20 protein-coding genes are annotated in these 20,890 nt (G+C 69.2%); 10 read left to right on the top strand and 10 right to left on the bottom strand.

The genetic code is table 11. From position 1 onward, the window contains the following. Positions 1-6 precede the first annotated feature (6 nt). Positions 7-1,092, bottom strand: a complete 1,086-nt coding sequence (locus IEY88_RS03780) for a Zn-dependent alcohol dehydrogenase (RefSeq protein ID WP_189153107.1) — start codon at positions 1,090-1,092, stop codon at positions 7-9. 78 nt (positions 1,093-1,170) lie between these two features. Beyond that, on the bottom strand, positions 1,171-1,362 hold the full coding sequence (locus tag IEY88_RS03775) for a ferredoxin (RefSeq protein WP_189153106.1): 192 nt from the start codon (positions 1,360-1,362) through the stop codon (positions 1,171-1,173). A gap of 45 nt (positions 1,363-1,407) precedes the next feature. Between IEY88_RS03775 and IEY88_RS03770 the strand changes: the two genes are divergently transcribed. Both IEY88_RS03770 and IEY88_RS03765 read left to right on the top strand, forming a co-directional pair. After that, entirely contained in the window at positions 1,408-2,568 is a 1,161-nt protein-coding gene (locus IEY88_RS03770; RefSeq protein WP_189153105.1) for an acyl-CoA dehydrogenase family protein, read from the top strand. Positions 2,569-2,576: 8 nt separating this feature from the next. After that, positions 2,577-3,488, top strand: a complete 912-nt coding sequence (locus IEY88_RS03765) for an acyl-CoA dehydrogenase family protein (RefSeq protein ID WP_189153104.1) — start codon at positions 2,577-2,579, stop codon at positions 3,486-3,488. Here the strand turns inward: IEY88_RS03765 and IEY88_RS03760 are convergent. Then, the gene (locus tag IEY88_RS03760) at positions 3,472-4,560 is read right to left on the bottom strand and encodes an NAD(P)H-dependent flavin oxidoreductase (protein ID WP_189153103.1); all 1,089 of its coding nucleotides are present in this window, start codon (positions 4,558-4,560) and stop codon (positions 3,472-3,474) included. The genes IEY88_RS03765 and IEY88_RS03760 overlap by 17 nt on opposite strands. Then, positions 4,541-6,127: an acyl-CoA synthetase gene (locus tag IEY88_RS03755; RefSeq protein ID WP_189153102.1), complete on the bottom strand. Its 1,587-nt coding sequence runs from the start codon at positions 6,125-6,127 to the stop codon at positions 4,541-4,543. Before IEY88_RS03755 ends, IEY88_RS03760 begins: the two co-directional genes overlap by 20 nt. 74 nt (positions 6,128-6,201) lie before the next feature. Here IEY88_RS03755 and IEY88_RS03750 point away from each other — a divergent pair, with 74 nt between their 5' ends. After that, entirely contained in the window at positions 6,202-6,993 is a 792-nt protein-coding gene (locus IEY88_RS03750; protein WP_189153101.1) for a crotonase/enoyl-CoA hydratase family protein, read from the top strand. Between the two features lie 95 nt (positions 6,994-7,088). Then, entirely contained in the window at positions 7,089-7,856 is a 768-nt protein-coding gene (locus IEY88_RS03745; protein WP_189153100.1) for a hypothetical protein, read from the top strand. Positions 7,857-8,045: 189 nt separating this feature from the next. On the opposite strand, the gene kstD is transcribed toward IEY88_RS03745, so the two are convergent. Genes kstD through IEY88_RS03725 form a run of 4 tightly spaced genes read right to left on the bottom strand, consistent with a single transcriptional unit; the run spans position 8,046 to position 12,780 of the window. Then, on the bottom strand, positions 8,046-9,752 hold the full coding sequence (kstD, locus tag IEY88_RS03740) for a 3-oxosteroid 1-dehydrogenase (protein WP_189153099.1): 1,707 nt from the start codon (positions 9,750-9,752) through the stop codon (positions 8,046-8,048). Beyond that, positions 9,749-10,201 carry a pyridoxamine 5'-phosphate oxidase family protein gene (locus IEY88_RS03735; RefSeq protein WP_229693055.1) on the bottom strand — a complete coding sequence of 151 codons (453 nt, stop codon included), beginning with the start codon at positions 10,199-10,201 and terminating at the stop codon, positions 9,749-9,751. Before IEY88_RS03735 ends, kstD begins: the two co-directional genes overlap by 4 nt. Then, the gene (locus IEY88_RS03730) at positions 10,194-11,726 is read right to left on the bottom strand and encodes an acyl-CoA synthetase (RefSeq protein ID WP_189153098.1); all 1,533 of its coding nucleotides are present in this window, start codon (positions 11,724-11,726) and stop codon (positions 10,194-10,196) included. The genes IEY88_RS03735 and IEY88_RS03730 overlap by 8 nt, the downstream gene beginning before the upstream one ends. A gap of 25 nt (positions 11,727-11,751) precedes the next feature. Further along, a complete protein-coding gene (locus tag IEY88_RS03725; RefSeq protein ID WP_189153097.1) occupies positions 11,752-12,780 on the bottom strand; it encodes an LLM class F420-dependent oxidoreductase in 1,029 nt (342 codons plus the stop codon). A 45-nt stretch (positions 12,781-12,825) separates the two neighbouring features. Here IEY88_RS03725 and IEY88_RS03720 point away from each other — a divergent pair, with 45 nt between their 5' ends. From IEY88_RS03720 to IEY88_RS03700, 5 genes are read left to right on the top strand one after another with little or no spacing between them, the layout of a single operon-like run. Next, complete coding sequence (locus IEY88_RS03720) at positions 12,826-13,770, top strand: Zn-ribbon domain-containing OB-fold protein (protein ID WP_189153096.1); 945 nt, start codon at positions 12,826-12,828, stop codon at positions 13,768-13,770. 7 nt (positions 13,771-13,777) lie between these two features. Next, complete coding sequence (locus IEY88_RS03715; protein WP_189153095.1) at positions 13,778-14,833, top strand: thiolase family protein; 1,056 nt, start codon at positions 13,778-13,780, stop codon at positions 14,831-14,833. Then, complete coding sequence (locus tag IEY88_RS03710) at positions 14,833-15,975, top strand: thiolase family protein (protein WP_189153094.1); 1,143 nt, start codon at positions 14,833-14,835, stop codon at positions 15,973-15,975. Before IEY88_RS03715 ends, IEY88_RS03710 begins: the two co-directional genes overlap by 1 nt. Beyond that, entirely contained in the window at positions 15,972-16,832 is an 861-nt protein-coding gene (locus IEY88_RS03705) for a TIGR03619 family F420-dependent LLM class oxidoreductase (protein WP_189153093.1), read from the top strand. Before IEY88_RS03710 ends, IEY88_RS03705 begins: the two co-directional genes overlap by 4 nt. Next, positions 16,829-17,269, top strand: coding sequence for a nuclear transport factor 2 family protein (locus IEY88_RS03700; RefSeq protein WP_189153092.1), 441 nt, complete (start codon positions 16,829-16,831; stop codon positions 17,267-17,269). The genes IEY88_RS03705 and IEY88_RS03700 overlap by 4 nt, the downstream gene beginning before the upstream one ends. Before the next feature lie 53 nt (positions 17,270-17,322). On the opposite strand, the gene IEY88_RS03695 is transcribed toward IEY88_RS03700, so the two are convergent. Next, on the bottom strand, positions 17,323-18,549 hold the full coding sequence (locus IEY88_RS03695; RefSeq protein ID WP_189153091.1) for a cytochrome P450: 1,227 nt from the start codon (positions 18,547-18,549) through the stop codon (positions 17,323-17,325). A gap of 287 nt (positions 18,550-18,836) precedes the next feature. On the opposite strand from IEY88_RS03695, the gene IEY88_RS03690 reads away from it, so the two are divergent. After that, complete coding sequence (locus IEY88_RS03690) at positions 18,837-19,964, top strand: steroid 3-ketoacyl-CoA thiolase (protein ID WP_189153090.1); 1,128 nt, start codon at positions 18,837-18,839, stop codon at positions 19,962-19,964. Here the strand turns inward: IEY88_RS03690 and IEY88_RS03685 are convergent. Beyond that, complete coding sequence (locus IEY88_RS03685; RefSeq protein WP_189153089.1) at positions 19,948-20,883, bottom strand: protein kinase family protein; 936 nt, start codon at positions 20,881-20,883, stop codon at positions 19,948-19,950. The two genes, IEY88_RS03690 and IEY88_RS03685, sit on opposite strands and share 17 nt — an antisense overlap. Positions 20,884-20,890 lie beyond the last annotated feature (7 nt).

The following is a 20,890-nucleotide window of genomic DNA, read 5'->3' as shown; positions in this document are numbered from 1 at the left end:
GACTCCCTAGTCGAACAGAATGACCTGGCGGATCAGGGATCCGCCGCCCTTGAGCGCCTGCAGTCCCTCGTTGACGTCCTCCAGCCTGATCCGCTTGCTGATCATGCCTTCGAGGTCGAGCCGGCCCTGCCGCCACAGCGCGATCATGCGCGGGATGTCGCGGCGGAAGTTCGCCGTCCCGTAGAACGATCCGTGCAACGTCTTGTCGTGCAGGAAGAGCTCCTGGGCGCTGAACGACACCATCGCGTCCGCCCGGCCCGCTCCGACGACGACCGTGTGGCCACCGCGGCGGGTCAGGTCCCACGCCTGGCGGATCGTGGCGGGCAGCCCGACGACGTCGAAGACGTAGTCGAAGCCCATGCCGGAGTTCAGCTGGTTGTTGAGGTCCACGATGCCGTCGGGCGTCGTCGCGTGCGTCGCGCCGAACCTCTGCGCCACCTCGTGCTTCTCCGGCACGGGGTCGACCGCGACGATCCGGGCCGCGGCGGCGAGCCGGGCACCCTGGATCACCGCGACACCGACACCACCGCAGCCGATCACGGCGACGCTGGCACCCGCCTCGACCCTCGCGGTGTTGAGCACCGCTCCGACGCCGGTCAGGATGCCGCACGACAGCAGCGCGGCGACGTCCCACGGCACGTCGTCGTCGATCTTCACCGCGGCGTCGGCGGGCACGACCATCTCCTCGGCGAACGCGCCGAGCCCGGCGTACCCGAAGGCCGGGCTGCCACCGACGACGAACCTCGGCGACGTGAACGCGGAAATGGTGTGCACGAGGCACAGATGCGACTGACCCGTCACGCATTGGGCGCACTTCCCGCACGGTGGCACGAACGTGATCGCCACGTGGTCACCGACCGCGAGCGACGTCACGGCGCTCCCGATCTCGGCGACCTCACCGGCGCCCTCGTGGCCGACGACGCCGGGCGCCAGGGCCGGCAGTGTTCCGTCCATTGCGGACAGATCGCTGTGGCACACCCCGCAAGCCTTGATCCTGATGCGGATCTCCTGCGGACCCACGGGTGTGGTGGTCACGTCGTCGCGGAGCTCGAGCTTGTCGTCGCCTACCTGGTTGAGCACGGCAGCCTTCACCGGTATCACTCCTCGCTGAGCTCACGGCCGAAGTACCCGTCGGACACTAGAATCTGTTCCTGTTCTTGACAAGGCCCATCAGCGTGAGAGCCGCAGTGCGCCCTTGGGGCACGACGCCACGGCCCGTTTGGCCGGAGCCTCCTCGGCCGACGCCAGCTCACCGTCCCGGATCTGCAGAACCTCGTCGTCGTCAAGGTCAAAGACCTCGGGCAGGATGGACATGCACTCCCCGTGCGCCTCGCACAGCGAAGGGTCGACGCCGACCTTCATCGCGGCCTCCTGACATCAAGTAGAACTTGTTCTAGAGTAGCGGTTATGCGCATCGGTTTCACGCCCGAGCAGGAGCAGTTGCGCCAGGAGTTGCGGGCGTACTTCGCCGCGCTCATGACGCCCGAACGACGGGCCGGCCTCGCCGGCGGAAGTGACTACGGCGACGCCGGGGTCTACAAGGACACCGTCCGCCAGATGGGTCGCGACGGCTGGCTGACCATCGGCTGGCCGGAGGAGTACGGCGGCCGGAACCGGCCGATGATCGAGCAGCTGATCTTCCTGGACGAGGCCTCCGCGGCCGGTGCGCCGGTGCCGTTCCTGACGCTGAACTCCATCGGGCCGACGATCATGTCCCTGGGCACGCCCGAGCAGAAGGCGTGCTACCTGCCGAAGATCGCGTCCGGTGAGTTGCACTTCGCCATCGGCTACTCCGAACCGGAGGCGGGCACCGACCTCGCCGCCCTGCGCACACGGGCGGTCCGCGACGGCGACGAGTACGTGATCAACGGCCAGAAGATGTGGACGAGCCTCGTCCAGTACGCCGACTACGTGTGGCTGGCCTGCCGCACCGACCAGGAGTCGCAGCGGCACAGGGGCTTGAGCGTCCTCATGGTGCCGACCACCGATCCCGGCTTCTCCTGGACGCCCGTGCCGACGATGTCCGGACCCACGACCAGCGCGACCTTCTACGACAACGTGCGGGTGCCCGCGGCGAACCTCATCGGCGAGGAGCACAAGGGCTGGAAGCTCATCACGAACCAGCTCAACCACGAACGCGTCGCCCTCTGCTCGGCCGCGCCGCTGCAGACCGCGCTGCGCGAAGTTCGTCAATGGGCGGACGAAACCGGTGCCGCGGAACAGGAATGGGTACGTCTGCACCTCGCCCGCGTGCACGCCAAGACCGAGTTCCTCAAGCTCATCAACTGGCGCATCGCCTCCGGCTCCGACGAGGCGCCGTCACCGGCCGAGGCCTCCGCGACCAAGGTGTTCGGCACCGAGTTCGCCACCGAGGGCTACCGGCTGCTGATGGAGGTGCTGGGCGCCAACGGAATCGTGCGCGCCGGCTCTCCCTGCGCACTGCTGCACGGCCGGGTGGAACGCATGCACCGGTCGGCGTTGATCCTGACGTTCGGCGGCGGCACCAACGAGATCCAGCGGGACATCATCGCGCGGACGGGCCTCGGGCTCCCCGCCGTACCCCGGTAGGAGATGCCATGGACTTCACGCTGACCGAGGCGCAGCGCGAGCTGGCGGCGCTGACCCGCAAGATCCTCGACTCGTCGGACTCACCGTGGCCCGACCTGGTCAAGTCCGGCGTGGTGCCGGAGCAGCCGGACGAGTTCGGGGTGCTGGAACAGTGCTCGGTGCTGGTCGAACTGGGCCGCGCGGTCGCGGCGGTCCCCTACCTGCCGGCGACGGTCGCCGCGTCGGCGCTCGCCGAGTTCGGTACGGCCGATCAGCGTTCCCGCTGGCTGACGCCCGGATCCGTGCTGTCCGTGGCACTCTCGGAAGCCGACGGCGTGCTGACCGCGGTGCCGTTCGCCCGGACTGCCGCCGCTTTCCTGGTGGCGCACGGTGAGGAGGTGTTCCTCGTCGAGGCCAGCCAGGTGGAGGTCACCCCGCAGGAGCTCGTCGACGGCTCGGACGCCGGATGCTTCGAGTTCTCCGGCGGCGAGGTCGTTCCCGGCCTCTCCCCCGACTGGCTGATCACGCGCTACACGCTCGGCCTGTGTGCGTTGCAGCTCGGCGTCACCGAGCGCGCCCTGGAGCTGACGGCCGAGTACGCCCGCACCCGCGTGCAGTTCGACCGGCCCATCGGCAGCTTCCAAGCCGTGGCGCAACGTCTCGCTGATGCGTACATCGACGTCGCGGCCATCCGCCTGACGCTCTGGCAGGCCGCCTGGCGCCTGTCCGAGGGCCTGGACGCGGCAGCGGAGGTGGCGACGGCCAAGTTCTGGGCCGCCGACGCCGGGCACCGCGTGGCGCACACCGCCGTGCACGTCCACGGCGGCACCGGCATCGACATGAGCCACGACGTGCACCGCTACTTCACCGCGGCGAAGCGCAACGAGTTCGAGCTGGGCGGTGCGACCGCCCAGCTCCTGAAACTCAGCGCAGCTTGGTGAGGCGTTCGACCGTCACGCCGAACTCCGCCAGCAGGTCCGCCATGACGTCCGCGACCGGGCGGACCTCGTTCATCCGCCCGACGACCTGCCCGACCGGCATCGAGACCACGGACGGGTCGTCGGACCGGGCGATCCGGTGGTGCGCCTCGCTGACCAGGATGTTCTGCAACGGCATCGGCAACGGCTCCGGCGCGCCCGGCTGCGCCCACGCCTCGGTCCACCGCGTCTTCAGCAGCCGCGCCGGTTTGCCGGTGTAGACGCGGGTGCGGACGGTGTCGCTGGAACCGGCGGCCAGCAGCGCTTCCTGCGTGCTGGAGTTGCCCAGGGTGTACTCGGCCGTGGTGAGCCAGTACGAGCCCATCCACACACCGGACGCACCGAGCGCCATCGCCGCGGCGGCCTGCCGTCCCGAACCGATGCCTCCCGCGGCGAGCACCGGGACGTCCACCGCGTCCACGATCTCCGGCACGAGCACCATCGTGGCGACCTCACCGGTGTGCCCGCCGGCCTCGTAACCCTGTGCCACCACGATGTCGACACCGTTGGCCACATGCCGTCGCGCGTGCTCGGCCTTGCCCGCCAGCGCCGCCACCGGCACGCCCGCCGCGTGCACCCGTTCGATGATGTCCGCCGGGGGTGAGCCCAGCGCGTTCGCGATGAGCCGGATCGGGTGTTCCAGCGCCACGTCGACGTGGGAGCGCGCGACGGAGTGCAGCCAGCCGAGCACGCCCTCGCCGCCCTCTCCGTCCGGTAGCGGTGGCACGCCGAGCTTCAGCAACGTCTGTTGCACGAAGTCCTTGTGGCTCTGGGGGATCAGTCCGGCCAGGTCGATCTGCGTGCCTTCCTTCGGCACGGTGGCGGGCATGACGATGTCGACGCCGTACGGCTTGCCGTCGGTGTTCTCGTCCATCCACGTCAACGCGCGGTCGAGGTCCTCCGCGTCGTTGAACCGCACGCACCCGAGGACACCGAGCCCGCCCGCCCTGCTGATCGCCGCCGCCACGTGCTCGGACGGCGTGAAGCCGAAGACGGGGTGCTCGATGCCCAGCTCGTCACACAGGCTGGTGCGCATGGTCCTCCACGTGGCGCTTCGCCCACTGGTAGTCGGGTTTGCCGCTGGGGGTGCGGCCGATCTCGCCGACGAGCCACAACGACCGCGGCACCTTGTAGCCCGCGAGCGACTCGCGGACGTGGGCGTCCAGTTCGGACAGTGTCGGCGTGGCACCGTCCCGCGGCTGGACGATCGCGCCGACGCGCTGGCCGAGCAGGTCGTCGGGAATGCCGATCACGAGCGCGTCGAAGACGTCCGGGTGCGACTTCAGCACCCCTTCGACCTCCTCCGGGAACACCTTCTCGCCGCCGGTGTTGACGCAGGTGTTGCCGCGTCCCAGCAACGTGATGTCGCCGTCCTCCTCGAACCGGGCGAAGTCGCCGGGCACGGTGAACCGCTTGCCGCCGACCTCGACGAACATCCGCGCGGTCTTCTCGGGGTCCTTGTAGTAGCCGAGCGGGATGTGCCCGCCGCGCGCCAGCTTGCCGATCACACCGGGCGCCGGCTCGAGCTTGTTGCCGTCCTCGTCGATGACGATGGTGTCCTCGTTGAGCTTCACCTTGGTGCCGTCGGTCTTCACCATCTCCTTGGGCACCGCGCCGATGCCGGTCGACCCGGTCTCGCTCGACCCGATCGACTCCAGCAGCGTCGTGTGCGGCAGGAGCTCCTGGTACTGCTTCTTGACGGTGTAGGAGAACAGGGCGGCGCTGCTGTTGAGGATGTAGAGCGACGAACCGTCGTAGCTGCCGCGCTGGAACTCCTCGATCAGCGGCCGGCCCATGGCGTCCCCGGTGATGACGGCGACCTGGACCTTTTCCCTTTCGATCACCTGCCAGATCTCGGCGGGGTCGAACTTGGGCACCAGCACCACCGTGCTGCCGCTGAACAACGCGCCGAGCACCGCCCACTGCGCCGCGCCGTGGATCAGCGGCGGCAGGCACAGCCTGATGAGCCCGTAGTCCTTGCCGGCGTTGGCCTGGTGCCACTCGTCGGTCAGCCGTTCGCCGGTCACGAAGTCGATGCCGCCGCCGAGCGTGCGCCATACGTCCTCGTGCCGCCACATCACGCCCTTGGGCATGCCGGTCGTGCCGCCGGTGAACAGGATGTAGAGGTCGTCGGGGCTGCGCGGCCCGAAGTCCCGTTCGCCGGACTCCTCCGCCAGCACCGTCTCGTAGTCGGCGCCCTCGAACGGTTCCTCGGTCTCGTCGTCGATGACGACCGTGTGACCGGGCGCGCCGACCTCCGCGACCAACGGCGCGTACCGCCGTTCGTGTACGAGAGCGGTCAGGTCCGCTTCCCCGAACAGGTATTGCAACTCGTTCTTGGTGTAGCGGTAGTTCACGTTGATCGCCACGGCACGCAGCTTGTAGACCGCGAGCATGGCTTCGACCAGTTCGATCGAGTTGCGCGCGTAGAGCCCCACGTGCGCACCCTGCGTCACGCCGTTCTTTACCAGGTGGTGAGCCAGTTTGTTGGCTCGCGACTCCAGCTCGGCGTAGGTGACCCGCTTGGGACCGCAGATGAGCGCGGTCCTGTCGGGCACGGTGTCGGCGGCGTGTTCAACGAGGTCTGCGACGTTGAGGGCCATGGTAGGCAAAGTAGAACGTGTTACTGTTCGGGACAATCCCCCGTGCGGTCAGACTCGATCCAGGAGGCGCGTGAATGACGACCACGACGGAACCACATGCGTTGGTGGACTTGGTCGGCAACGTCCTGGTCGTCACGATGAACCGCCCGGAGGTCCGCAACGCCTTGTCCGGCCCCATGTTGGCCATCATGAAGGAGGCGTGGGACCGCGTGGACTCCGATCCGGACGTCCGCGTCTGCGTCCTGACCGGCGCGGGCGGCTCGTTCTGCGCGGGCGCGGACCTGAAAGCCATGACGTCCAACCATCCCAGCGAGAACGCGGGCAAGTTCGACTTCTCCGTCATCGAACCACTGCTCAAAGGTCGTCGATTGACGAAACCGCTCATCGCCGCCGTGGAAGGACCCGCGGTCGCCGGTGGCACGGAGATCCTGCAGGCGACCGACATCCGGGTGGCCGGCGAGAGCGCGCGGTTCGGTGTCTCCGAGGCGCGCTGGGGCCTGTTCCCCCTGGGCGGCTCGGCGGTGCGGCTGCCGCGCCAGATCGCCTACACGGTCGCGGCCGACCTCCTGCTGACCGGGCGGCACATCCGGGCCGCGGAGGCCAAGGAGATCGGGCTGATCGGGCACGTGGTGCCGGACGGCCAGGCGCTGGACAAGGCCCTCGAACTCGCCGCGCTGATCACGGCCAACGGGCCGATCGCGGTCCAGAAGATCCTGCAGACCATCCGGGAGACCGAGGTGATGCACGAGAACGAGGCGTTCCAAGTGGACGCTCGGCTCGGCATGGAGGTGTTCTCCAGCGAGGACGCGAAGGAGGGGCCGCGGGCGTTCGCGGAGAAGCGCAAGCCGGAGTTCAAGGGCCGGTAGGCAGCTCCCGGGCGAATTCGTTCGCGCCCGTAACACATCGCGGCGATGCTCCGATCTGCGTATCAAACATCCGCAGTCCGGGGCAGGGGCCAGTCTTGACACACTCCGACCAAGAGACCGACAACGGGATAGAGGGCAACGTCAGCACGGCGTTCCAGGCCGGGTCGATGGCGATCACCCTCGGAGCTCCCGCCAAGCCCGTGCGGGGCAGGGCCTTCTGGGGCGCGACCGCCGCGGTCTCCGTGCTCGCCGTCGCGGGTGTGTCCACACTGGCCATGAAGCTGATCGCTCCCGGCGAGCCGGGCAGGGAGATGCCGGCGGCGGTCACCAGCCCGAACTCGGTCGAAGCCGCCGCCACGTCGTCACCAGCGCCCGCCGTCCTGCCCGTCACCACGACCACGGCAGGCCGTCCGGCCGCGATCGTCACGACGGCGCGTCCGACCGTCAACGCCCCGGCTGTCGTCCCACCGGTCGTCACCACCACTGCCGCCAAAGCTGCCACCCTCCCACCCGTGCCCACGGGCGACGGCGTGCGGTTCAGCGGCACGGTGCCGTTCGGCAGCTACAACCTCGATCTCGCGGAGCCACGCGGCATGGACGGCATGAACGTCTGGCCGCTGACACCCGGCCGTCTGCACGGCGACGAGAACTACCTGCTCGCGGAGTGGACCGGCGACGGCACGCCAGGCCGCGACGAGTGCGCCGCCGACATCGCCCGGCGGGGCACGAGGGACGCGGTGAACCTGATCGCCGGCAGCCGGGTGTGCGGCCGGACGCCCGGTGGCCGCACGTTCTTGGTCGAGGTGAGCGCCGTGGACACCACGACGATCACCGGCCGGGTCACGGTCTGGGAAGCGGCGTGACCATCGGCATCGGTTCCCCGGCACCGCCGCAGTCGCGGGGAGCTGACCGAGCGCCTGCGCTCTGCCTCTGTCCCTAGACGACGATCAGCGGCCAGGTCACGGTCTGGGAGGCGGCGTGACCGTCGGCATCGGTTCCCTGGCACCGCGGTCGCGAGGCGCTGACCGAATGCCCGCGCTCTACCGCTGTCCCTAGACGTCGTTCGCCGCGATGTACCCGAACGTCATGGCGGGCCCGATCGTCGAACCCGCCCCGGCGTAGCTGTTGCCCATCACGGCCGAACTCACGTTGCCCGCCGCGTAGAGCCCCGGGATCACCGAGCCGTCCGGCCGCAGCACGCGGGCGCGCGCGTCGGTGACGAGGCCGCCCTTGGTGCCGAGGTCGCCGGGCACGATCTTGAAGGCGTAGAACGGGGGCGCCCACAGCGGTGCGAGGCAGGAGTTCGGGAAGACCGCCGGGTCGGTGTAGTAGTGGTCGTAGGCGCTGTCGCCGCGTTGGAAGTCGGTGTCGCGGCCGGTCATGGCCTGGCCGTTGAACCGGCTGACGGTCGACCTGAGGTTCGCGGCCGGCACGCCGATGGCCGAGGCCAGGCCGTCCAGCGACCAGTTCTTCACGACCGCGCCGGAGGAGTACCAGCCGTCCGGCAGCGGCAGCGTCGGCGCCACGTCGGCGAACAGGTACCTGTTGCGGTAGTTCTGGTCGACGACGAGCCACGCCGGGATGCACGGGGCGGACGGGTTCTTGTCGTACATGACATGCACGACGTCGCTGTAGGGCGCGGCCTCGTTGACGAAGCGGCGACCGGCGGCGTTGATCATCAGGCCGCCGGGGAGCGTGCGTTCGGCGAGGCAGAAGTACGGGGTGCCGGGCACCGGGATCGCGGGACCCCACCAGGCGTCGTCCATCAGGTCCACGGCGGCGCCCGCGCGCAGACCGGCCCGGTGGCCGTCGCCGGTGTTCTCCTTCGCGCCGACCGTCCACTGGGTACCGATCGGCTGGCGCTGGTACTGGGCGCGCATGGCCGCGTTGTGCTCGAAGCCGCCGGAACCCATGATCACGCCGCGACGTGCCCGCACGGCACCGCGTGAGGTCAGCACTCCGCGAACGACGCCGTGCTCGACGATCAGGTCCTGCAGCCCGGTGTTCAGCCAGACCGGGACGTTCGACTGCAACAGGCCCGCGCGCAGCCCGCCGGCCAGCGCCTGTCCCATGGTCAACGGCTTCTGGCCCGCCAGTGCGGCGGCGGTACCCCTGGCCAGTGCCGCGGCGGCCGTCGCGGCGCCCTTCGCGTTGACCAGGGCCAGCGCGAGCCACTTGTAGTCCGCGCCGTAGATCACCATTCCGGCCGGTGTCGACAGGTACGGGGCGTTGAGGTTCGCGAGTTCGGGTCCGAGGATTCGGCCGTCGAGCACCTCCGGCTCGATCGACCGTCCCTTCGCGATACCGCCGGGGTACTCCGGGTAGTAGTCGCTGTAGCCGTCCATGTGGCGGAAGCGCAGCGGGCTGTTGCGCATGACGAACGAGAGCATCTGCGGCCCGTGCGTCAGGTAGGCCTGCTGCCGCACCAGTGGGATGTCGCCGACGACGGCCGCCAGGTACTGCGCGGCCTTCGCGGGCGTGTCCGGCACACCGGCGGCCAGGATGATCTCGTTGTTGGGGATCCAGATCCCGGCGCCGGACCGGGCGGCCGAGCCACCGTACGTCGGCGCCTTCTCCACGACCACGCAGCTCAGGCCGCGTTTGGCGGCGGTGAGCGCGGCGGTCATGCCGGCCGCTCCCGCGCCGACGACCACGACGTCGAACTCGCCGAGGTCGGCGGACGCGGTGGCCGGTTTGACGAGTCCGGAGGCCAGTGCGAGACCGGCTCCGGCGAGCACCTGACGGCGGTTCAGGTTCACGGGTTCACTCCAGACATCGTCTTCCGGTGGTCCCAGCTGGCTGTCTTGGTCGGACGGAAGATCACGGCGACACGCCTCGACATCGCCTTGCGCAGCGCCTCACGGGCCTGGGGGTCGTCGCCGACCTCGCCGAAGTTGCGTTCCACCACGGCGTCCACGACCGGGCCGAGGTCCGTGAACTCGGTGACGCCCTCCATGTGCACGCCGCGCAGCTGGTCGTAGGACTCCCCCGCCTCGGCCAGCACGCTGCAGCGCGGATCACGTTGCAGGTTCACGATCTTCTGCGACTTGCGGTCGGTGCAGAAGACCAGTTCGCCGTCCACCCACGCGAACCACATCGGCGCCAGGTGCGGCAGCCCGTTGCGGCCGATGGTCGCCACGATCAACGTCTTCTGCCCGGCCAGGAACGTCTCGACCTCGTCGGCCGACATCTTGATGGCGTCACGCACTGCCTGAACTTTCTTCTCGGCTGCGCAGCTTTCGCTTGTAGAGCTTGCCGTTCGGGTCGCGCGGCAACTCGTCCATGTACTCGACGGTGCGCGGCAGCTTGAACTTCGCGAGCCGCGTGCGCGCGAACTCCAGCAGTTCCTCGGTCAGGGCGTCCGAACCCTCGACGCCGTCCACCGGCTGCACGACGGCCTTGATCGCCTCGCCCCAGTCCGCGTGCGGCACACCGAACACGGCCACGTCCGCGACCTTCGGGTGGCAGATCAGCTCACCCTCGATCTCCGCCGGGTAGATGTTCACCCCGCCCGAGATGATCATGTCGTTCTTGCGGTCGCACAGGAACAGGTAACCGTCTTCGTCGAGGTACCCGATGTCCTGCAACGTGAACAGCTTGCCCACGCGCGCGGCCCGGGTCTTCTCGGAGTCCTTGTGGTACTCGAAGGTCGCGTCGCCCATCCGCATGTAGACCAGGCCCTGCTCACCGACCGGCAGCTCAGTGCCGTCCTCGCCCAGGATCTTGATCTCGGACGTCGGCCACGGCAGCCCGACCGAACCCGGCTTGCGCAGCCATTCGGTAGCGCTGATCGCGGTGCCGCCGCCTTCGGTGGCCGCGTAGTACTCGATCACGACCGGCCCCCACCAGTCGAGCATGCGGCGCTTGACCTCCAGCGGGCAGGGCGCCGCGCCGTGGATCATCGCGCGCAGCGATCCCATGTCGTACTTGGCTTTCACGTCGTCCGGCAGCGCCAGCAACCGGTGGAACTGCGTCGGCACCATGTGGCTGTGGGTGACCTCGTACCGCTCGATCAGACGCAGCATCTCCTCCGGAGCCCAGTGGTCCATGAGCACCGCGGTGTGGCCCAGCTGGATCGAGATGGTCACGAAGTTGAGAACGGCCGTGTGGTAGAGCGGAGATCCGCACAGGTGCACGTGCCCGTCGTGCGGCTTGATCCCGAAGATGCCGAAGAACCAGGCGGCGCTCGGCGGCACGGTGTCGGGGTCGGCGCCGGTCAACGGCCTGCGCACGCCCTTGGGCCGCCCGGTCGTGCCGGAGGTGTAGAGCATCGGCGACCCGGTGGTCCGGCCGTCGGGCCTGCCTTCCTCACCGTCACCGAGCTCGGCCAGAGGGGTGAACCCCTCGATCTCACCGACCGCGAACCGCGCTCCGGCCGGCAGGCTCGCCGCGGCCTCGGCAGCGGCGGCCGCGAACCGTTCGTGTGCGACGAAAGCCTTGGCACCGCTGTCCTGCACGAGGTACGCGACCTCGGCGCCGGTCAGGTGCCAGTTGGCCATCACGACGTAGAGACCGGTCTGGTAGGCGGCGAAGTACACCGCCACCAGGTCGGCGCTGTTGGGCAGCATCAGCACGATGCTGTCGCCGGGTTCGAGCCCCAAGGCCCGGAACCCGCGTCCGTAGCGGTTCGCGTCGGCCGCGAGCCCGGCGTAGGTGATCTCGCGACCACTCGGATCGACCAGCGCGGTCAGGTCCGGCTGATCGGCGGCGATGTTCCAGAGTCCTGTGACCACACCCTCAAAGTAGAACGCGTTTCACTTACTGACAAGCCTCCGACAAGGCCTTGATCGAGGCAACGTCGCGGCATCCGACGAGCAACGTCGTGACGCCCGCCTTCTCCCACCGGCGGACCTCCTCGCGCACGTGCTCCACGTCGCCGACGATGCTGATCTCGGCCACCAGCTCGTCCGGAACCACCTGCGCGGCCTCGTCCTTGCGCCCGGCCTGGAAGAGCCTGCCGACGTCCTCGACGACCTCGCCGTAGCCCATGCGCGTGAAGACCTCGGCGTGGAAGTTCATCCCGGGCGCGCCCATTCCGCCGATGTACAAAGCGACGAACGGCTTCAGCATCGCCCGCACCGACGCCGGATCGTCCGTCACGACGACCTGGCAGGTGGCCGCGACCTCGAAGTTCTCCCTGCCGCGGCCTGACTTCGCGAAGCCTTCGTCGAGCCACTCGTCGTACATGCCGGCAAGCCGTGGCGCGTAGTAGATGGCGAGCCAGCCGTCCGCGATCTCCGACGTCAGCGCGACGTTCCTCGGACCCTCCGCGCCGAGCCAAATGGGCAGGTCAGCGCGCAACGGGTGGGTGATGGGCTTCAGCGGTTTGCCGAGCCCCAGCGCCCCAGGCCCCTGATAGGGCAACGGGTAGTGCGGGCCGTCGTTGCGCACCGGCGCCTCGCGGGCCATCACCTGCCGCAGGATCGACACGTACTCCCTCGTCCTGGCCAGGGGTTTCGCGAACGGCCGCCCGTACCAGCCCTCCACGACCTGCGGCCCGGACACCCCGAGCCCCAGGATGAACCGCCCGCCCGACAGGTGGTCCAGGGTCAGCGCGTGCATCGCGCAGGCGGCCGGCGTGCGCGCCGACATCTGCACGACGGACGTGCCGAGCCGCACCCTCGAGGTCTCGGATCCCCACCACGCCAACGGGGTGAACGCGTCCGAGCCCCACGCCTCGGCGGCGAACACCGCGTCGAAGCCGAATTCCTCCGCCGCCGCCACGAGTTCAGCGGCGTTCTGAGGCGGCTGAGCACCCCAGTACCCGAGCTGCAGACCGAGCTTCATGCGCCCATCTTGCCACCATTTCGAGAACCTGTTTCACTTTGATCTGTGACTCGGCCGCTGAGTGCTCCGCTCGACGTTGGCTTCGACTACACGCGCTCCCTCGGCCCGACGCTGGGCCGGTTCCTCTCGGATCTGCGCCGCCGCAAGGTGACCGGGATCCGCGGCAGCGACGGGCGCGTGCACGTGCCGCCGCTCGAGTACGACCCCGTGACCGCCGAACGGCTCCACGAGTTCGTGGACGTGGCGGCGACCGGTGTCGTGCGCGGGTGGTCGTGGATCCCCGAACCCCTCGAAGGGCAGCCGCTCGACCGGCCGTTCGCGTGGGCGCTCATCCAACTGGACGGTGCCGACACCTCGCTGCTGCACGCGGTCGACGCCGGCTCACCGGAGCAGATGGGGACAGGCGCTCGCGTGCGCGCAAGGTGGCGCGGAGAACGAGTCGGCGCGATCACGGACATCGAGTGCTTCGAGCTCTCCGACGAACCGGCGGAAGAACCAACCGAAGCCGACGACGTCACGATGGTGACCACGCCGGTGAATCTCCACTACACGCACTCGGCGTCGCCGACCGAGGACCCGTTCCTGCGCGGCCTCATGGAGGGCAGGCTGATCGCCCAGCGCTGCCCGTCCTGCGAGAAGGTCTACTTCCCGCCACGACCCGCCTGCCCCACCGACGGCGTGCCGACCACGGACCAGGTCGAACTCGCCGACCGCGGCACGATCACGACGTTCTGCGTGGTCAACGTGCCGTTCCTCGGTCAGCGCATCCCACCGCCGTACGTCTCGGCCTACGTCCTGCTGGACGGCGCGGACATCCCGTTCCTGCACCTGCTGCTCGGCGTCGCGCCCGAGGACGTGCGGATGGGCATGCGCGTGGAAGCGGTCTGGAAGCCGCGCGAGGAGTGGGGCCCGACGATGCAGAACATCGACCACTTCAAGCCGTCCGGTGAGCCGGACGCGCCGTTCGACTCCTACTCCCAGCACCTGTGAGGCTCGCGTGCGTGACATTGCGGTAGTCGGCTTCGCGCAGACGCCCTGCGTGCGCGAGACCGACGGCACCACCAACGGTGTCGAGATGCTGGTGCCGATCTTCCACGAGGTGCTCGGCGGCCTCGGGCTCACCAAGACCGACATCGGGTTCTGGTGCTCGGGCTCCTCGGACTACCTGGCGGGACGCGCGTTCTCGTTCGTCTCGGCGGTCGACGCGATCGGCGCGTTCCCGCCGATCGCCGAGTCGCACGTCGAGATGGACGCCGCGTGGGCGCTTTACGAGGCGTGGGTCAAGCTGCTCTGCGGCGAGGTCGACACGGCCCTGGTCTACGGCTTCGGCAAGTCGTCGGCCGGCCAGTTGCGCCGGGTCATGGCCATGCAGCTCGACCCGTACCTCGTCACTCCACTGTGGCCCGACTCGCTCGGACTGGCCGGGATCCAGGCGCGGATGGGCATCGAGAACGGCCTGTGGGACGAACGCGCGATGGCCGCCGTGGCCGCGCAGAGCAGGCAGCACGCTCTCTCGAACCCGCTGGCGCAACTGTCCGGCGAGGTCGATGCCGACGAACTCCTGGCTCTTCCCTACGTCGCCGATCCGTTGCGCCGCCACGACTGCGCGCCGATCACGGACGGCGCGGCCACGATCGTGCTGGCAGCGGGAGACAAGGCCCGCGAGCTGTGCGAACGTCCGGCGTGGATCACCGGCTTCGAGCACCGCGTCGACTCACCGTCGTTCGGCACGCGCGACCTGACGACTTCCCCTTCAGCCGTGGCCGCGGGCAAGGCGGCAGGCGCTGACGGCGTCGAGCTCGCCGAGCTGCACGCGCCGTTCACGCACCAGGAGATCCTGCTTCGCCAGGCGCTCGGCCTCGGCGACGACGTGACCGTGAACCCGTCCGGCGGTGTGCTGGCGGGCAACCCGATGTTCGCCGCGGGCCTGGCCCGCATCGGCGAAGCGGCTCGCCGGATCCACGACGGCACCGCTCAGAAGGTCCTCGGGCACGCCACCAGCGGCCCCTTGCTCCAACAGAACCTCGTCTGCGTCATGGAAGGGCGTGAGTGATGCGACCGGCAGCAGTGGTCGGCACCGGCCAGACTCACCACGCCGCGAAACGCCTCGACGTGTCGATGGCGGGCCTGTGCCGCGAGGCGATCGACCGCGCGATGGCCGACGCCGGCGTGGACTGGTCCGACATCGACGCCGTGGTCCTCGGCAAGGCACCGGACCTGTTCGAGGGCGTGATGATGCCCGAGCTGTTCCTCGCCGACGCCCTGGGCGCCGTCGGGAAGCCGTTGCTGCGCGTGCACACCGCCGGTTCGGTCGGCGGCAGCACGGGCAACGTGGCCGCCTCGCTCGTCCAGTCCGGCGTCCACGACCGGGTGCTGGCCGTGGCGTTCGAGAAGCAGTCCGAGTCGAACGCGATGTGGGCGCTGTCCGTGCCGACCCCGTTCACCATGCCGGTGCACGCGGGCGCGGGCGGCTACTTCGCCCCGCACGTGCGGTCCTACATCCGTCGCGCGAGCGCTCCCGAGCACATCGGCGCGATGGTCGCCGCCAAAGACCGCCGCAACGGCGCTCGCAACCCCTACGCCCATCTCAAGCAGCCGGACATCACCGTCGAGTCGGTGCAGGCCTCCACCATGCTGTGGGACCCGATCCGGTACGACGAGACCTGTCCGTCATCGGACGGCGCCTGCGCGGTGGTCATCTCCTCGCACCCCACTTCGGGTCGTGCCGCCTGGATTCGCGCGACCGCGTTGCGCACCGAGCCCACCACGTTCGCGGGCCGTGACCAGGTCAACCCGCAAGCGGGCCGCGACGCCGCACGGGCGTTGTGGAAGCAGGCGGGCATCACCGACCCGCTGTCCGAAGTGGACGCGGCCGAGATCTACGTGCCGTTCTCGTGGTTCGAGCCGATGTGGCTCGAGAACCTCGGCTTCACCGACGTCGGCCAGGGCTGGAAGCTCACCGAGGCGGGCGAGACCGAGATCGGCGGCCGCCTGCCGGTGAACCCGAGCGGCGGCGTCCTGTCGTCCAACCCGATCGGTGCTTCAGGGCTTTTGAGGTTCGCCGAGGCCGCCATGCAGGTCATGGGCACGGCGGGAGATCACCAGGTGGACGGCGCACGCGTGGCGCTGGGCCACGCGTACGGCGGTGGGTCGCAGTTCTTCGCCATGTGGGTCGTCGGATCGGAGAAGCCGTGAAGTTCACCGTTGGCATCGCCATGAGCCCGCTCGACCAGCTGACCGAGCTGGCGCAGTGCGCCGAGGAGTGCGGCTACGCCTCGATCGCGCTGCCGGACTCCCTCTTCTTCTCGGAGAAGGTCTCCGCCGACTACCCGTACACGCCCGACGGTTCCCGGATGTGGAACGCCGACACCCCGTGGGTGGACCCGTTCGTCGCCGCCGCCGCGATGGGCGCCGTGACGTCCCGGATCAACTTCTACACGCAGGTGCTGAAACTGGGCTCCCGCAACCCGTTGCTGCTCGCCCGCCAGGTCGGGTCGGTCGCGCACATGACCGGCAACCGGTTCGGCTTCGGCGTGGGCCTCGGCTGGTCGCCGGAGGAGTTCGAGTGGTGCGGGGTGCCGTTCAAGAACCGCGGCGCGCGCGTGGACGAGATGATCGACGTGCTGAAGCTCGTGCTCGGCGGTGGCATGGTCGAGTACCACGGTGACTACTTCGACTTCGACCGGCTGCAGATGTCGCCGGCACCCACCTCGCCGGTGCCGTTCTACGTCGGTGGCCACTCCCCCGCAGCGTTGAAGCGCGCCGCCCGCGTCGGGGACGGCTGGACGTCCGCGATGATCAAGTTCGACGAGCTGAAGTCCGTCATCGCGACGCTCGGCGACCTCGGCGCGTTCGAGCGGCCGTTCGAGATCCAGGCCGTGTGCATCGACCGGTTCGGGCTCGACGGCTACAAGCAGATGGCCGAGGCCGGGGTGACCGACACGATCGTCGTGCCGTGGCTGTTCTACGGCGTCGGATTCGACGGCGGTCTGCAGGCCAAGAAGGACGGACTTCGGCGCTTCGCCGACGAGGTGATCGGAGAGTTCGCATGACAGCGGTGACCTGGACGGCGTCCAAGACGGAAACCCCTGCCCGCGTGGCGTCCTGGCGGTCGATGGACTGCGTGACGCGCGGCTTGAAGGACGAGTGGCTGGCCCTGTTCGCCGAGGACGCCGTGGTCGAGGACCCGGTGGGTCCGTCGATGTTCGACGCCGAAGGCAAGGGGCATCACGGCAAGGAGGCGATCGCCGCGTTCTGGGACCTGGCGATCGCCAACGTGGAGCGCTTCGAGTTCGCGATGCACGACTCGTTCGCGGCGGGCTCGGAGTGCGCGAACGTCGGCACGATCAGCGCGTTCCTGCCCGGCGGCGCGCGGGTGGACACCGAGGGCGTGTTCGTCTACAACGTGGGCGAGGACGGCCTGATCAAGTCGATGCGGGCGTTCTGGGAGACCGAACGGGCCCTCGCGACCCTGCGCGTCGAGACCTGACCCAGCACAGCATGAGGTCCCTCCATCCGCAGGTGGAGGGACCTCAGTCGTTTCTACGAGTACTGGACGCGGAACTCCTTGATGCCGTTGAGCCACCCGGACCGCAGTCGCCGCGGTTCCGCGACCTGCTTGATGTCCGGCATGGCGTCGGCGATCGCGTTGAAGATCAGGTCGATCTCCAGGCGGGCGAGGTTCGCGCCGATGCAGAAGTGCGCGCCGCTGCCGCCGAACCCGAGGTGCGGGTTGGGGTCGCGGGTGATGTCGAACGTCTCCGGGTTCTCGAAGACCTCCTCGTCGAAGTTGGCCGACGAGTAGAACATCCCGACCCGTTGCCCCTGCTTGATCTCCACGCCGCTCAGTTCGGTGTCGGCCATCGCGGTGCGCTGGAACGACACCACCGGCGTGGCCCATCGGACGATCTCGTCGCCGGCCGTGGCGGGACGCTGGTCCTTGTACAGCTCCCACTGCTCGGGGTGGTCGAAGAACGCCTTCATGCCGTGCGTGATGGCGTTGCGCGTGGTCTCGTTGCCCGCTACGGCGAGCAGCAGCACGAAGAACCCGAACTCCTCCGACGCGAGCCCGGCGCCGTCCACGTCGGCCTGGACGAGCTTGGTGACGATGTCCTGCCGCGGGCACTTGCGCCGGTCCTCGGCCATGGTCCACGAGTAGCCGAGCAGCTCCGTGGCGGCGGTCAGCGGTTCGATCTCGAACTCGGGGTCGTCGTAGGCGATCATCTGGTTGGACCAGTCGAAGATCTTGCGGCGGTCGTCCTGCGGGATCCCGATCAGCTCCGCGATGGCCTGCAACGGCAGCTCGCACGCGACGTCCGAGACGAAGTCGCCGCTGCCCTTCTCCAGCGCCTCCGCGACGATCCGCTCGGCACGCGACGCGAGCGCGTCCCGCAGGCTGTTCACCGCACGGGGCGTGAAGCCGCGCGAAACGATCGCGCGCTGCTTGGTGTGCGTCGGCGGGTCCATGTTCAGCAACAACAACCGCTGCATCTCGATGTTGTCGCGCGGCATGTCCTCCTTGAAGCGGATGATCGCCGTGTTCTCGCGACTGGAGAACAGCTCGCTGTTGCGCGAGATCTCCTTGACGTCGTGGTGCTTCGTCACCACCCAGAAACCGTCGTCGGGGAACCCGGCCGATCCCTGTGGGATCGAGTTCCACCAGATCGGCGCGGTCTGGCGCAGTTCGGCGAACTCCTCGAACGGCAGCCGGCTCGCGTACATGTCGGGGTCGGTGAAGTCGAAGCCATCCGGGATGCGCGGCTTGCCCACAGGAACCTCCTAGGTGGAACGCGTTCTATCCGATTCAAACACGGTTGCGGCTTGTGTTGAAGCCCCCACACGGCCAATCTGGAGCCTTACAGGAACGTGTTCTAGTGGCGTGGCTCCGGATGTGGCCGGTGCGTTCGTGGTCAGACGGGTGCATCGTGGTGCCGCCCCACGTCCTCGTACTGGTGGTACGGGGGCGTGGGGGCGGTGCCGCGAGGCGCCCTGCTGAGCGCGGACACGCCGCCCACGTCCGGAGTCACACCACTGATTTCCAGGACGAGGAGGCTCGCGTGGGCAGTCCGGTGATCGTGGGAGCGGTGCGCACGCCCATCGGCAGGCGGAACGGCTGGTTGTCCGGCCTGCACGCGGCCGAGCTCCTCGGTGCGGCACAACGAGGTCTTCTTGACAGGACGGGTCTTGATCCGTCCACCGTCGAACAGGTCATCGGAGGCACCGTCACCCAGGCGGGCGAGCAGTCGAACAACATCACCAGGACCGCCTGGCTGCACGCGGGCCTGCCGCAGACCACCGGCTGCACCACGGTCGACGCCCAGTGCGGCTCGGCCCAGCAGTCCACGCACCTCATCGCCGGGCTCATCGCGGCGGGCGCGATCGACGCCGGCATCGCGTGCGGGGTCGAGGCGATGAGCCGCGTGCCCTTGCGCAGCAACATCGGTGAGACCGGGATGCCGCGCCCCGACTCGTGGACGATCGACCTGCCCAACCAGTTCGTGGCCGCCGAGCGCGTCGCGGAACGGCGTGGCATCGGGCGCGAGGAGGTCGACCGGTTCGGCGTCCAGTCGCAGAACCGGGCACGCGCCGCGTGGGCGGCCGGGCGGTTCACCGCCGAGGTCGTGCCGGTGAAGGTCGGCGAGGACCTGGTGGACACCGACCAAGGGCTGCGCGAGACGTCGCTGGAGGCGTTGGCGGCGTTGAAGCCCGTCGTGCCGGACGGCGTGCACACCGCCGGCACGTCGTCGCAGATCTCGGACGGCGCGTCGGCCGTGATGGTGGTGGACGAGGAGTTCGCGCGGGCGCACGGGCTCACGCCGCGGGCGCGGATCGTCACGCAGTGCCTGGTCGGGTCGGACCCGTACTACCACCTGGACGGGCCGGTCGACGCCACCGCGCGGTTGTTGCGGCGCAGCGGGATGAAGATGGCCGACATCGACCTGTTCGAGGTCAACGAGGCGTTCGCGTCCGTCGTTCTGTCGTGGGCGGCGGTGCACCGGCCGAACCTGGACCGGGTCAACGTCAACGGCGGCGCCATCGCGCTCGGTCACCCCGTGGGCAGCACCGGGACGCGGCTGATCACCACCGCGCTGCACGAGCTGGAGCGCCGCGACGCTTCGACGGCGTTGATCACGATGTGCGCGGGTGGGGCGTTGGGCACCGGCACGATCATCGAACGGATCTGAACGGGTACGGCGCCCGTCTGCTCTCGTGCTGGAAGCGGCGGTAGAAGTCCTTCATCACCGCGGCGACCTCGTTGTGGCGGTCCAGGATCGTCGCCACCCGCGGCGGAACTCCCTGCACGCGCAAGGCGTGGGCGAACCACATGTGCAGGTGCGTGACGGTGTAGTGGCGGTCGTAGCTCTCGTGGCGGGCGAAGAACGCGGTCTCCTCCTCGGACAGGTCGAACGCGGAGGAGATCGCGAGGCCGTAGTCCGCGAAGAACAACCGTGAGCCGTCGGTCAGGACGTTCTGGAAGTGGCCGTCGAAGTGCAGCAGGCCCTGGGAGTTCATGAACTCGACCCCGGCGGCCAGCTCCCGTTCGACCATCTCGCAGGCGCTCTCCAGGTCGTCCTGGTCGTTCAGCCAGTCGTGCAGGTTGTGCGGGAAGTGCTCCAGGAACAGCGCGATGCTCGACGTCGACGCTCGCAGCGCCTCGATCCGCGGGCCGACCTCCGGTCCCCAGTAGCCGGCCGCCTGGTCCAGTTCGGCGGACAGCGCCTGGTCCGGGTGCGGCAGCACGCGCCAGTGGTACATCAGCGGGAAGCCCTCGTACGAGCCGTCCAGCACCCAGTCCGTGGTCATGGTGTGCACGGCCAGTTCCCGCCACGCCCCGAAGCCCGCCGCCCCGATCAACCCGACACCGTAGTGCGTGTGCATGGGCAGGTCGTAGAGGTTCGCGGTCGATCCGGCGTTCCGCAGCTCCAGGTCGGTCAGCGGCAACCGTTTCACGAACACCCGAGTGCCTTCGACGTCCACCGACGCCGTGGGTCCGCCGATGCCCGCTCCACCCGGCTCGGCCCGGTCCAGCAGGCTGATCAGCTCGTCGTCGCTGAGCCGCGACAACGTGGCCGAGACGGCGGTGTGGGTCCGAAGGCGGGTCACCTGATCG

Source organism: Lentzea pudingi, assembly GCF_014646255.1.
Classification (GTDB): domain Bacteria; phylum Actinomycetota; class Actinomycetes; order Mycobacteriales; family Pseudonocardiaceae; genus Lentzea; species Lentzea pudingi.
The sequence above is the reverse complement of the archived record's forward strand: the minus strand, read 5'-3'. Positions and strand labels throughout refer to the sequence as shown.

Excerpts from the sequence above, each read along its gene's own strand:
- IEY88_RS03760 (WP_189153103.1), bottom strand. The coding sequence starts at position 4,560 with ATGCGCACCAGCCTGTGTGACGAGCTGGGCATCGAGCACCCCGTCTTC.
- IEY88_RS03750 (WP_189153101.1), top strand. The coding sequence starts at position 6,202 with ATGACGACCACGACGGAACCACATGCGTTGGTGGACTTGGTCGGCAAC.
- IEY88_RS03755 (WP_189153102.1), bottom strand. The coding sequence starts at position 6,127 with ATGGCCCTCAACGTCGCAGACCTCGTTGAACACGCCGCCGACACCGTG.
- IEY88_RS03700 (WP_189153092.1), top strand. The coding sequence starts at position 16,829 with ATGACAGCGGTGACCTGGACGGCGTCCAAGACGGAAACCCCTGCCCGC.
- IEY88_RS03775 (WP_189153106.1), bottom strand. The coding sequence starts at position 1,362 with ATGAAGGTCGGCGTCGACCCTTCGCTGTGCGAGGCGCACGGGGAGTGC.
- IEY88_RS03765 (WP_189153104.1), top strand. The coding sequence starts at position 2,577 with ATGGACTTCACGCTGACCGAGGCGCAGCGCGAGCTGGCGGCGCTGACC.
- IEY88_RS03770 (WP_189153105.1), top strand. The coding sequence starts at position 1,408 with ATGCGCATCGGTTTCACGCCCGAGCAGGAGCAGTTGCGCCAGGAGTTG.
- IEY88_RS03725 (WP_189153097.1), bottom strand. The coding sequence starts at position 12,780 with ATGAAGCTCGGTCTGCAGCTCGGGTACTGGGGTGCTCAGCCGCCTCAG.
- IEY88_RS03710 (WP_189153094.1), top strand. The coding sequence starts at position 14,833 with ATGCGACCGGCAGCAGTGGTCGGCACCGGCCAGACTCACCACGCCGCG.